General features: G+C 61.4%; 7 protein-coding genes. 5 read left to right on the plus strand and 2 right to left on the minus strand.

Annotated features, from left to right (window positions below):
- Positions 1-47 precede the first annotated feature (47 nt).
- From VJZ71_13965 to VJZ71_13980, 4 genes are all read left to right on the plus strand, one after another.
- On the plus strand, positions 48-215 hold the full coding sequence (locus VJZ71_13965) for a hypothetical protein (protein HKQ49172.1): 168 nt from the start codon (positions 48-50) through the stop codon (positions 213-215).
- Between the two features lie 379 nt (positions 216-594).
- The gene (locus VJZ71_13970) at positions 595-2,073 is read left to right on the plus strand and encodes a hypothetical protein (protein HKQ49173.1); all 1,479 of its coding nucleotides are present in this window, start codon (positions 595-597) and stop codon (positions 2,071-2,073) included.
- A 549-nt stretch (positions 2,074-2,622) separates the two neighbouring features.
- Positions 2,623-8,457: a proprotein convertase P-domain-containing protein gene (locus VJZ71_13975; protein ID HKQ49174.1), complete on the plus strand. Its 5,835-nt coding sequence runs from the start codon at positions 2,623-2,625 to the stop codon at positions 8,455-8,457.
- Positions 8,458-8,510: 53 nt separating this feature from the next.
- A complete protein-coding gene (locus VJZ71_13980; protein ID HKQ49175.1) occupies positions 8,511-9,155 on the plus strand; it encodes a PEP-CTERM sorting domain-containing protein in 645 nt (214 codons plus the stop codon).
- A gap of 289 nt (positions 9,156-9,444) precedes the next feature.
- Here the strand turns inward: VJZ71_13980 and VJZ71_13985 are convergent, their stop codons facing one another.
- Positions 9,445-10,698, minus strand: coding sequence for a glycosyltransferase family 4 protein (locus tag VJZ71_13985; protein HKQ49176.1), 1,254 nt, complete (start codon positions 10,696-10,698; stop codon positions 9,445-9,447).
- 196 nt (positions 10,699-10,894) lie between these two features.
- On the opposite strand from VJZ71_13985, the gene VJZ71_13990 reads away from it, so the two are divergent.
- Positions 10,895-11,950, plus strand: a complete 1,056-nt coding sequence (locus VJZ71_13990; GenBank protein ID HKQ49177.1) for a tetratricopeptide repeat protein — start codon at positions 10,895-10,897, stop codon at positions 11,948-11,950.
- Here the strand turns inward: VJZ71_13990 and VJZ71_13995 are convergent.
- Complete coding sequence (locus tag VJZ71_13995) at positions 11,939-12,262, minus strand: Rieske 2Fe-2S domain-containing protein (GenBank protein HKQ49178.1); 324 nt, start codon at positions 12,260-12,262, stop codon at positions 11,939-11,941. The genes VJZ71_13990 and VJZ71_13995 overlap by 12 nt on opposite strands.
- Positions 12,263-12,315: the final 53 nt, after the last annotated feature.

Consider the following 12,315-nt stretch of genomic DNA (forward strand, 5'->3'; position numbering starts at 1 on the left):
AGGTCGTTCCGATGTTGCAGGAGACCGTAGTTACTGCGTAGCCAGTTATGTCGCCGACCGTGCCGTACTTCTGGAAGCCTGAGCCGATAGTCGAGACGATGACGTCGGGGCCGGTGCCGCGGGAAGGCGCGGTGAAAAGAAGTGTCGCTAAAAGCGAGAACGATATGGTTTTTGGAAGCCTTGATCCGGCCAATAAAGCCTTGAAACACGAATGACTTACAAGACACCCCGCGAATCCATCAGTTGAAAATCGCATCATAAACTCCTTCCCCGAGCCCCGACTAAGGTTAATGGATTCCCCGCGCCGTTGTCAATTCGCAGCGGGGAACTGGATATCGAGTTGAGACTCGGAACCTGCATCGATCGAGCCTCCGAACTTCTTGATAGCCAGTTGATTAGGGTGAAAACGGTCACCTGGGACTTGTACGACGTTGATAGAACCGGTACAGTGAAACACCGTTGTTGCTCGGTGTTCGAGGCACTTTTTTGGCCAGCGGAAAACACCCGCCATACATGTCGGCGATTTTCTCGTCGGTCGTGGTTTCTTGACAACGAGCGTAGGTCGGTTTTTCAGGGGTCCCAAAGGGAATTTCAATGAAAGCTGTCACTGGTCGCGCAATCGCGTTTATTTTGGTATCGATGTTCGTAACCCTTGGTGGGATCCAACACGCTCATGCGCAGCCGTGTGGTGTGGTGACCGGTCCCGACGTAACCGTTGGGGATTTGGCGACTCATCCGACGGGAGAGCCATTTCTTTCGAATTTTCCCAGCTCTGGCGGTCTTGAGGCCTTCTCGGTCGCGACTTATTCCTGCAATGTTGGCACCGTTTGGCTTAACTGGCTTCAATCGCCGAATGCAAACCACCCCGTCATCGGACAGAACTTCTTTCGCCTCCAGAGAGACCCGGCCGGCTACAACCGCTACGAGCAGCTCGGGCAAAGTTGGCTCAAGCATGGGTTCTTTGCCCTAAGCAACATTCTCTGCTGCACGAGTTGCAGCCCCACCGACGGGACTCACCTGGGTGTGGGCTGTTCGGACCCTTACAACTCCTCGCGAAACGCAAGCCAGACACAACTGGGACCCAAGTGGCAGGTCAACGCCACAACGGGCGTGCATCTCCATCCAGTGGCCAATCCGGCGCCGGCGACCGGCGGCGTTGTCCGGCTCTTGCAAATCGATATCAACGATTTGGAGGTCTCCGATGGGACGCAGCCCATTACCGACCAGCCTCGTTACTACGTTGAAGGCCAATATATTGCCGCGGACGACGCCGCAGCGGGCAATAAGAACAATAATGCCAGCTATCGGCCGATTGCCGTTACCGGCAGTGGATCGGCATGGACGTTCGCGAGGATCCCCGCCCTCCCGACCGTGCGCGAAAAGCCCGGGATTCGGGCTTGGAGGGCGTTCGATCCGACCGTCTCCGAAACCGACATCATCACGCCGGAAGACGGCGGCCTCAGCGCACTCGTGATTGTCGCGGGGCAGGCCACGGACCTCGGTGATGGCGTTTATCATTACGAAATTGCGATTCAAAACCTGAACTCAGAACGGTCCATCGGCTCTGTCAGCGTTCCGGTGTCACCTTATGCGACAGTGACCAACATCGGGTTCCACGACGTGGACTACCATGACGGGGACGGCAGCGGCAACATCACGACGGACGGCACGGACTGGCCCGCCGTGGTGTCCGGCGGAGCGGTCGCATGGAGCTATGTGGATGTCTCGCCGGCAAACGATAACGCCTTGCGCTGGGGCACGTTATACAACTACCGCTTCGATTGCGATCTGCCGCCGACGACCGCAAACATCACCCTCGGACAATACCGAGTCGCCAATAGCCTTACCGCCAAGACGCAAATCCCCACCGCCGTGACCTGCCTTCGGGGCGATCTCAACGACGACTTATCGGTCGACGGCCTCGATGTTCAGCGTTTCGCCGATCGGCTCGTGAATGGCGGGGCGTCGCCGAAAGAGAAGTGTGCTGGGGACCTCGAGTTAACAGCGGATTTCGGCATCGACGCCGACGACATCGAACCGTTTGCAGAATGCGTTCTAAGCAACGGTTGTTAATCGGTCAGATTCAGCTTTCGACGCCAAATTCCTTGATTTGATAACCTTGCCGGTCGGTTCGTGCCCCCGGGGGGTCAGTTTTTTGGCCAAACGAGAGGATTGGGCGCCCTGAAATGGAACAATCGGCTTCCGTTCTTACGCCATGGGGTACGCCCCGCTGAGGCTACATCAGGAATCCTCATGAGTGCGAAGGCTCTCTGGGCCTGGGTTCATCGTTTCACCAAACTCGGACCAAATTGTTTGCGATAACCCTTGACTTTTCTCGTGCAACTTGGCACACTCAGAGTCGAATCTAGTTGGCGAATAAACAAGCAGCGCGGTGATATGGCACACTGAGCACCTGGAACCGTCATAGAGAGTCCAGAGTTGTCTCGGGGCGTTTAGAATTCGGCCGCGGGATTCGTTGAGGAAGGGTGAGAGGAATGGGCGAGCGATCAAATCTGTTCCAATTTAGCAGATATACGACGCTTTTGAGCCGGTAATCACGGCGTCACGCACTCCTCTAAGCCTGGAACCAACTGAATCTCGCTCGAACAAAGGGAGAGGGTAATGGGCATTGGCACATCACGGATTGGATGGGGTTTCGCGGCATGTCTGTGTTGCCTGACGGCGGCGGCGTTGACGCTTTCGAGCGTGGCCAACGCGACTCCGCCGGTCGGAAAGACGGTTCAGATCAACGTCGTCGGCGCTGATACTGGAACCAGTCGAACTCAGATTGCGTACAGCACGAACTTGCAACCGATTACCAAACTCACGCTGCAAGACGGTGCCACCGCGGTTTCCGCGACCGGCAGCAAGCTTGTGCTCTACGTCGATAACGGCGCCGCCGGATCGGCGGTCCTGCATGTCGAAATGCCGGACTCCCCGCAAGTCAACGTGACAGTACACGTCGACGGCAAGATCCGCGCCGATGTCGCGCCGATAAATTCCAGCAAGCCCAGTGAACTCGGCTCCCCGATCTTGGGAACAGCGACGACGCCGCAGCCGGCGGTGGTCAAGCACGCTCCCCAGGCTCCCCCAAGTATCGCGGCCGTTGACCCGTCAAGTGTTACAGATGGCGGTCGCGGTGGTCTGTCAACCAGCCTTGCTGAATCCGCGGGATTCATGGTGGATCGGCCTTATCGAACCGCCAAGCTGCGGAACCCGGCTGCCCCGCGCGGTTGCCCAGTGGTATGCCCGCCCGGCGCGACCGCCGAAAACGAACCCGATTGCGGCCTGCCGACCGATACGGTCAATGGCGGCTGCAACTCCACCCCGAACGTATTTAGTGCGATTAGTTGCGGCGAAACCGTGTGTGGGACCGGCGCCTTCGATGGCTCCTTTCGTGATACGGACTGGTACAAACTGGTCCTGACTGAAGACACAACTGTCACTTTTACGGGCGAAGCCGATTTCGATCTTCTCATCGGAATCGTCGATAACTTTGGAATAGACAGTTGTGCCGGCGTTACTTCATTCCTGTCCTTCGGTTTGGGGGGGGCCTGCACGCCCGCCTCTGCCAGCGCATGCCTCTCAGCAGGGACGTGGTATCTTTTCGTGGCGCCCGACTTTACTGTCCCAGTAGCGTGCGGCGCCGGGTACACAGCGACAGTCACCTGTAAAGCTGGCGAATGCGGGGGCGGCGGGGGAGTTTGCGGTCCGCCCAATCCTAACGACTGCAATGCGGCGAATTCCACGCCGGGCTGCAGCGACCAGGCGTGTTGCGAGGCGGTTTGCGCGATCGATCCTTTCTGCTGCGACGTCGCGTGGGACAGCATCTGTGCCAGCGAAGCTGCGGACCTTTGCGGCGGCGGCGGCGGCGTTTGCGGTCCGGATAATCCGAATGACTGTAGCGTGCCCAACTCGACGCCCGGGTGCAATGATCAAGCATGTTGTGAAGCGGTTTGCGCGATCGATCCTTTCTGCTGCGACGTCGCGTGGGACAGCATCTGCGCCGACGAGGCGGCCTCCATCTGTAATCAGCCGCCTTGCGACGTAATCTGCGATCCCGGAAAGACGCCGGAAAACGAGCCCGATTGCGGCATTCCCACGGACACGGTCAACGGCGGCTGTAACTCCACGCCGAATGTCTTTTCACCAATCGTCTGCGGCCAGTCCTACTGTGGGACCGGGGCCTTCGACGGCAGCCTCCGCGATACGGATTGGTACGAGGTCGTTTTGACCCAGGCGACGCAAGTTACCTGGACGGCCGAGGCGGAGTTCGATGTTGTCGTCGGTATTGTGGAAAACGGCGGCGGAACCTTGGATTGCAGTCAGGTGACGGCGTTCCGTGTGTTCGCCGTGGGCGGTCCCTGCCAGCCAACGAGCGTGTCGTCTTGCCTCCCTGCCGGAACCTGGTGGCTGTTTGTGGCGCCGGATTTCACGGCGATTGAAGCGTGTGGTGCGGAATACAATGCCACGCTGACGTGCGCCGATTGCCCGCCCGCTCCGGATAACGATTTGTGCGAGGATGCCGAGGCGATCCTGTGCAACAGTTCGACCAACCTTGACAACACCTTGGCAACGACGGACCCGACCGACCCGCTCTATAGTTGCGCGTTCTTCGGTCCGCAGCAGGGCTTCGGCACGCTGTGGTACACCTTTGTCGCGACCGACACCTCGGCCTACGTGCAGACCTGCAACAGCGGTTCCACGGACACCTTGCTCGCCGTCTATAGCGGCACCTGCGGAAGCCTCGTGGAAATCGCATGCAACGATGACGGGCCGTGCGGCGGCACCGGTCTCCTCTCCAAGCTGTGCGCTCAAGGGCTAACAGTGGGCGACACGTATTACATCCAAGTGTCGTCATTCTCGGCGGCCGATCAGGGACAGATCACCCTGGAATTGACGTGCCCATGCCCGCCCGGACCTCCGGGGGACAACTGCCAGGATGCGGTTCCTCTCGCTATTCCGGCGGATGTTTCAGGCTCCACGACGAGTTCGAATCCCGATGTACCTCCGGCGTTCACCTGTGGCGGCTTCTCCGTGTCCGCGCCCGGCAACTGGTACACCGTGGTTGGCAACGGCAATGAGCTGACTGCGTCGCTGTGCAACCCGGGAACGAATTATGACACGAAGCTCCACGTCTATTGCGGCACCTGCACACAATTGTTCTGCGTGGCTGGCGATGACGACTTCTGCGGCTTCCCGCCGGGTTACTCGCAGGCCTCTTGGTGTTCCGCGCCTGGTACGACCTATTACATTCTGGTCAGCGGTTTCGGTTCGGCCACGGGCGACTATCAGTTGACCGTGACCAGCGGCGCCGCGTGCAGCGATCCGCCGTTGTGCGAGCCTTGCGCCGTTAGCTGCGACCCGGGCAAGACCGATGAGAACGAGCCCGATTGCGGTCTGCCGACCGACACGGTCAATGGCGGCTGCAACTCCGTTCCTCCGGTCTTTTCGCCCATCACTTGCGGCGAGGCGTATTGCGGAACCGGCGCCTTCGATGGCAGCACCCGCGATACGGATTGGTATCAAGTCGTCCTGACTCAGAACACGCAAGTGACGTGGTCCGTCGAGGCCGAGTTCGATGTCCTGGTGGGCATCGTCGACAACCAGGGCGGAGCGCTGGACTGCAGCCAGGTTTCGGCATTCCTGGTCTTCGCCGTCGGCACTCCTTGCCAGACGACAAGCGTGTCGACTTGTCTCTCCGCCGGGACTTGGTGGCTCTTTGTGGCGCCCGATTTCCTCGCGCCAGTGCCGTGCGGCGCGGAATACAACGCTGTATTAACCTGCGCCGACTGCCCGCCGGGTCCGGACAACGATTTGTGTGTGGACGCCGAGGCGATCCTGTGCAACAGCACGACCAATATGGATAACACACTGGCAACGACCGACGCGACGGATCCGCTCTATAGCTGTGCGTTCTTCGGACCGCAACAAGGCTTCGGTACGTTGTGGTACACGTTCGTCGCGACGAACAGTTCCGCAAAGCTCAGCACCTGCGGCAGTGCTTCGACCGACACGCTGCTGGCCGTCTATAGCGGCACCTGCCCGAGTCTGGTCGAGATCGCCTGCAACGACGACCTGCCTTGTGGCCCGACGACGTTCCTGTCGGAGCTTTGTGTGACCAATCTGACGGTCGGCGACACCTATTACATCCAGGTCTCGTCGTTCTCCAACGCGGACCGCGGCCCGATCGAACTCGTGCTGGAATGCCCTTGCCCCGGCTTTGAGCCGACGGGGGCCTGCTGCGTGGACGACGTCTGCTCCATCACCACGCAGTCGCAGTGCGCGGGTGAGTATCTGGGCGATGGCACGACTTGCGATTCGCCCGGAGGTACGCCGACGGTATATCTATCCAACCCGAATGCGGCGATCCCGGATAACAATCCGGCGGGCATCAGCAACACGATTAACGTGCCCGATTCAATGACAATCGCTGACCTTAACGTCGACCTCGTCATACCCCACACCTGGGTCGGCGACCTGTGCGTCACGCTGACGCACGGTGCGACGACCGTGGACCTGATCCAGCGACCGGGTTCGGCGGCGCCCGCCGGCTGCTACTCGGGCAGCCCGTTCGGTTGCGACCAGGACAACTACAACATCATTCTGGACGACCAGGGATCGGGCGGTCCGATTGAGAGCCTCTGCTCGCCCAGCATGGTCTCCCCGCCGAACTACGTACCGAACAATCCGCTCGCCGCGTTCAACGGCGCCGACGCTGCCGGCCCGTGGATCATCACGGTGGTGGATAATGCGGGCGGAGACTTGGGTACGCTGGTCCAGTGGTCGTTGCACTTCTCAGAGCCCGGCCCGTCGCCTTGCAACATCGAGCCATGCGACGAATGCCCTGCCGGTACGATCCCAATCGTTGACGAAAACGGGGACAACTCCGGATGGTGCGTCAGCGCGTCAGATCCGGCCAATGTTTCCATCGTGGTCGAAGATGTGGATCGCACCGCGGGTACCGCAACCCTCCACATCAATAAGAACTTTGCCAATCCGCCGGGCTTCGGCGGGCTCATCCCCTGCATCCTGCTCGATTTCGTGCAGGTCTGCCCCGATGTGCGAACCGTGGACACGTTCCTGATCAACGGTGAAACGATCACCAACAATACGGGAGTCGAGTGGCTCGACTTCCATTGGATCCTCTTCGACGGACCGGAAGCCTGGTTCGATGTCGCGGCTTCCGATGATTTCGATGTCTCGCCCTTCCTGAGCAAGCTGTTCAGCCGGTTCATTGATTCTCCGGCGAACAACCAGGCCAAGAAGCTGGATGCTTACAACGGCTCGGTGCCGGCCGGCGGGACGTTCAGTCCGTCGGGCGGGACGGTTGGCGGCGGCAGTCCGATTGACGTCGTGTCCAATCCCAATGCGGCGATTCCCGACAACAATCCGGCAGGCGTCAGCGATGTCATTAACGTAGGTGATTCGGTGACCATGGCCGATGTGAATGTCGATCTCGTCGTGAACCACACCTGGGTGGGTGACTTGGTCGTCACGCTGACGCATGGCGCCGACTCCGTGGTCCTCGTGGACCGACCGGGCGTCCCGGCGAGCACCTTCGGCTGCGACCAGAACAACTACAACATCATTCTGGATGACCAGGGCGCGGGCGGGGCCATTGAAACCCTCTGTGCCGTATCCATGGTCTCTCCGCCGAATTACGTGCCGAATAATCCGCTCGCCGCCTTCAACGGCGACGATTCAGCGGGGGCATGGACCATTACGGTCTCCGATAACGCGGGACAAGACACGGGCACGCTAGTCCAGTGGTCGCTGCACATTACGCCGCAGTCGACTTCCAGCGGCGAACCGCTCACCATCGGCGTCGATCTCAGCGGGCCGCAAGTCTCCTTCACCTTGAAGGAGTGCCCGACGACGACCGGCGAGGTTGAGGCGGGCGCCTGCTGCATCGGCCTGGATTGCTCAATCCTGACGCCGGCCGACTGTGCCGCGTCACTAGGCTTGTACAAGGGCGACGGTTCGGCCTGTACGCCGGGCATCTGCCTGCCGGCCAACGACGAGTGCGGTAATTGCATCTCGGTGGCGACGGGTACGACGTACAACGGAACAACGCTTGGGGCTACGGGGACGGATGTCTCGTCCTGTGCCTTCAATGACACCATCGACGTCTGGCACTGCTGGACGGCGACGTGTACCGGTCAGGCGACCTTCAGCCTGTGCGGTAGCGGATTCGATACGACGCTGGCGGTGTATGGCGCCTGCGGAGGCGCGGAGCTCGGTTGCAATGACGACGCTGCGGCATGCAGCCCGGGGTCCCAGCTTTCCTTGGCCGTCACCACTGGCCAGGTCTACTTCATTCGCGTCTCCGGATTCAATGGAGATGCCGGCAACTATTCACTTAACGTCACATGCAGCCCAGCGGGGCCAAACCGCCGTCCGAAGTTGGGCTCGGTTACCGACTCCGCGACGGGCTTAACTGGTCAGGGAAATTAACAAAGTGCAATTCGAAAGCACGGAATTGATCGGAAATCAGGGGAGAGAACGATATGAAAAGCAGTAACTTATCGACGCCCATCCTGGCGCTTGGCCTCTTGGGCATTCTGGTGGGTGCGAGTTCCGCCTACGGTGACATCACCATCCCCCTGGGTGGAGGATGGGAAGCCCAGGTCCCGAATCTTTCGCAAGTCAGTATCAGCGTGGATTCGGTCACCTCCGAGTTCGTCGCGATCGAAATATCGAAGGACTTCACCGAACCCTACGACGGCATCGGCTTTCCCGGCCACAGCATCCTGTTCACACAGGTCGCTGCGGATGCGGTGACGTCGCCGCGTATCATCATCCTCGATGAGTCGGTGACGAATCTGACGGGCTCGGACTGGACCGACTATCACATGGAGATCGGCTCCGGGGGCGAGGTCGTGTTTGACATCGCCGCTTCCCTGGGCTTCAGCATGGCTCCGTTTACCAATCAACTCCTCACCCTGACGACCTTGGACGCTGACGGAGGGGTGGTGTTCAACAACAGCTCGTTTTTCCCCGGCGCCGGTCCGGGCGAGTTGGTCATGTTTGCGGACTTGTCTGGCGAAGAGGCCGTCTCGTTCACGCTAACTGAGTTTCCGACGCCGGAGCCTGCGACAGTGGCGTTGCTGGTCCTCGGCCTCGGCTGCTTGAAGCGGCGTCGGTCGAGATAACGCAGCACCTGATGCCCGTGCACGGCCCGCCCTCGGCGGTGCGTGGTTTTTCGTTGGGTAGAATAGATTCCGGCTCTTCAAGGCCCGCCAGGCGCGAGGCCTTGCCTTTCGTCGTTTCCTGCATTTCATCTGCGGCGTGAGGCCGACCGGCCGCATGCTGGGTCCATTCACTCTTATGCTGCCGCGCCGATCGCGAAAGGTCTCGTTCCGCGCGGCGGCGTGGCCATAGCGGACACGCCGGGACGATGGGGCAGAGTTCTTCGATGATCCTTGCTGATGCAGTCGTTTTCTACGGCTGTGAAGTGCCGTCGGGAAGCACCGATTCAATTGCCTCGATCCAGCTCTGAGCAGCGCGGGTGGAGTTGAATTGTTGGTCGAATAGCGCGCGGGCGGCGCGGGACATGGTCTTGCGGCGCGGGGAGTCGTTTTTCAGTTCGCGGATAAGGGCGACGAGGGCCTCGGGCTGGCCCTGGTCGATTTGGATGCCGGCGCCGTATCGCGTGAGCCACTGGGCAATCTCGCTCCGGGCATCGCCGATGAAGATGGCGGGGCGACCGGCCGCGAGAATGGCGTAGATCTTGTATGGGAGGGCCTTGTCGTACATGTGGGCGTGCTGGGAGATCAGGCAGAGGTCGGCGGTGGCGAGGATCTGGCTCAGCGACTCCGGCGGCTGGTAATCGAGGACCAGACCGTCGGCGGCGAGACCGGCGCGGATGACGGCGCGTTGCGGGCCCTCGCCGATGAACATCATAAGGATGCCGGGGTCTTCAATGAGTAAGCGAGCGGCGGCGACGATGGATTCGAAGGGGTGCGAAAGGCCCATGTTGCCGGCGTACTGCACGACGAAGCGGCCGCCGGGGTTATAGGTTTCCTTGAATAGGTTGCGTTCGAACGGGGCGAGGCGCGTCGGGTCGAAGCCGTCGTGTATCGTGAGGAGACAGTCGCCGGGGATGCCGCGCGTCTGGGCGAGACGCCGCGTAATCGGGTCAGAGATGGTGACGACGCCGACGGCATCGAGCATCACCTTGCGATCGAAGCGGCGCCAGGCCCGTTCGATAAGGCCGCCGGGCTTGATGCGGCGGAGGGCGGCGGCGCAATCGGGGTAGAGGTCGAGCACTTCGTAGATGTAGGGGCAGCGGCGCTGCTTCGCGATGCGACGGGCGATGGCGCCGCCCTGCGGGGGCGCGGTCGTGCCGATGACGAGATCGACTTGGGGCAGAGCGCGGGCGGCGCGGACGGCCTGGTAGCCGAACTCGATGAAACCCCAGCCGCGGCGGATGAGGCTCGTCCGGCTGACGGGGGACCGCCGGACGCGGAGGATCTTGATGCCCTCCCAATCTTCGAAGAGCGGGTAGAGCGTATTCGGGCTGTTCCAGGCGCGCTGCGACGTAAGAACGGTGATCCGCCAGTCGGGCCGGGCGGCGGCGATTTTGGTGAGGTGGTCGGCGGCGACGACGGCGCTGGCGCAGAGGTCGGGGTGGAAGAACTCGGTGACGAAGAGGATGTGGCGGGGAGGAGTCAAAACGTCAAAACCGGGGAGCATGGGCGTCTCGCCCGTACGAATTCTTGGCATCTCCGGCAACGAGCCTGTGCCACAACGGAGCTTGGCGGCGCCCTGCACTGGCATTGTATCGGCGGCGGCAAAGTGGGTTTTTGAGGACGTGGCGGGGTTTCGGCGTGTGCCGGGGTGGAAGGGGTGGTCGGTGACGGGATAGTATACTTATCAGGAGAGGAACGTCGTGTACCGCCGACCAGTTATTCTTGGGATTGCGTGCGTGCTGGGTCTCTGCGCGGGCGGGGCGGAGCGCGCCGCGGGGCAGGGCCAAACTCGATCGCGATGGACGGGGCGACCCATGCGGGCGATTACCTCTCCGCTGCTCGATCGGATGTTTACGAGGGATCATTGGCCGACGCCTCGCTGGCAGCAGGGGCCGACGATCGTCACCCGGTCCATCGGGAATACCTATTTCTCTGATGGCACGCCGTTTGATCCGTTCGCGGTCGGCTCGTTTCCCGATCGATTTCAGAATAGCGCGGCGTTGTACGGGAACACGGCCGTGAGCAGCGCGCTGCGCGGCGGATCATACGTGAGCAGCAATGCGGTGAACATGCAGTCGCCGGCGTCGTACGGTCTGACGCCGCCGTCGCTGGAGGCGTGGCCGAGCGCGCTGACGCCGCGGCAGATCGGCGGGTGGAGCGCGGGCGCGGAGCCTGTGATGGCATCTACGGCCTATGCATCCCCCGTGCAGACGATCCCGCCGCCGAACGGCGAATTTGCGCAAGCGATGTGGTCGGCGCGGCAGGCGAAGCTGGGGGAGCCGATCGAAGCGCCGCGACCGGGCGGGCCGGCGGATGTGGCGACGCGGATCGGGAACAAGTCTTTTCGGCGCGGCGAATACGCTTTGGCGCGGGATGACTACCGGCGGGCGCTGGCGCGGGACGAGGGCGATCCGCAGATTCGTTTGGCGGTGGGGCTGGCGGAGTTTGCCCGCGGTCGATGGCCGCAGGCGTCGCGGGCCATTGCGGAGGGGATGAAGAAGGGACCGGACCTCGATCCGGCGTCATTCGACTTGCGAAATGCCTATGGGCGGCCGGGGGATTTTGAGAAGCATTTGGCGCGGTTGGAGGCGGCGGCGGAAAGGTCGCCGGACGATGCGGGGCTCTGGTTGCTGCTGGGGTACGTTCGGTACTTTTCCGGCGATGTCGCGGGTGGCCGGACGGCGTGGGAGAAGTATTCGGCGATGCCGGCGACCGATCCGGCGGTTCATGCGTACGTCGATTCGTTATTGCGATAATCTCGCGAAGACACTGCCGTTTTCAGTCTTGCAGTCGTAGCGCCGAAGCGTCACGGTCGGGCTCAGGGTGCAGGCCCCGGTGTCGAGATTGAATTGCCACTCGTGCCACGGACAGGTGACCGTCGCGTCGGCGATTTCCCCGGCGGCGAGGTTTCCGCCGGCATGTGGGCAGCTATTCTGGGTGACAATAAAACGATCGGGATCAGTCAGGTGGAAGACGGCGAGTTCGTGGCCCTCCACGGCGACGAATTTGGCGCGGCCGGGCGGGCAGTCGGCGGCGGCGCAGAGCTTGATCCAGTGGTCATGAGGCACGGTGCGTAAATCGTAGCGAACGCGGGAAGAAATGACGAATTACGAAAACAGGA

Source organism: Phycisphaerae bacterium (assembly GCA_035275405.1).
Taxonomy (GTDB): Bacteria; Planctomycetota; Phycisphaerae; order UBA1845; family UTPLA1; genus DATEMU01.

What these genes read in the sequence shown, in the direction of transcription:
- VJZ71_13980 (HKQ49175.1), top strand. Translation starts at nt 8,511, where the DNA reads ATGAAAAGCAGTAACTTATCGACGCCCATCCTGGCGCTTGGCCTCTTG.
- VJZ71_13970 (HKQ49173.1), top strand. Translation starts at nt 595, where the DNA reads ATGAAAGCTGTCACTGGTCGCGCAATCGCGTTTATTTTGGTATCGATG.
- VJZ71_13975 (HKQ49174.1), top strand. Translation starts at nt 2,623, where the DNA reads ATGGGCATTGGCACATCACGGATTGGATGGGGTTTCGCGGCATGTCTG.
- VJZ71_13985 (HKQ49176.1), bottom strand. Translation starts at nt 10,698, where the DNA reads ATGCTCCCCGGTTTTGACGTTTTGACTCCTCCCCGCCACATCCTCTTC.
- VJZ71_13965 (HKQ49172.1), top strand. Translation starts at nt 48, where the DNA reads ATGTCGCCGACCGTGCCGTACTTCTGGAAGCCTGAGCCGATAGTCGAG.